General features: G+C 66.5%; 1 pseudogene. It reads left to right on the plus strand.

The window, feature by feature from the left end:
• A pseudogene (locus tag KBX08_RS33500) lies at positions 1 to 367 on the plus strand (hypothetical protein); the annotation flags it as partial.

Consider the following 367-nt stretch of genomic DNA (forward strand, 5'->3'; position numbering starts at 1 on the left):
GGAACACCAGACGACGTCTGGTGGCCTGCTCGCCGACGTGGTCGCTCCAATCGCTTACTCGCCGCGTACCGGTCAGCATCACCACCATCTGCGCTTGTACAAGTCCACACCGGGGTCGGCCCAGGCTAGGTGGAATCTGCTCGCACTGCTGTTGCTGTTCCTGCAGCGGCACCTCGACTGCGTCGCTGATCGGATGCGCGGTGCGCCGACCCACGTGGTGGTCGTGCCGAGCACCCGGGGCCAGGCTCATCCGCACCCCCTGCAGGATCTGATCGGCGACCGTCTTGGACTGCCGTGGCTCACGGCGCTGTCCAATCCCCGCCACGGATCTGAGACGCGGACGTTCCAGCGCGACTGGTTCACGGTC

This window comes from Micromonospora sp. H61, from assembly GCF_018070325.1.
Classification (GTDB): Bacteria; Actinomycetota; Actinomycetes; order Mycobacteriales; family Micromonosporaceae; genus Micromonospora; species Micromonospora salmantinae.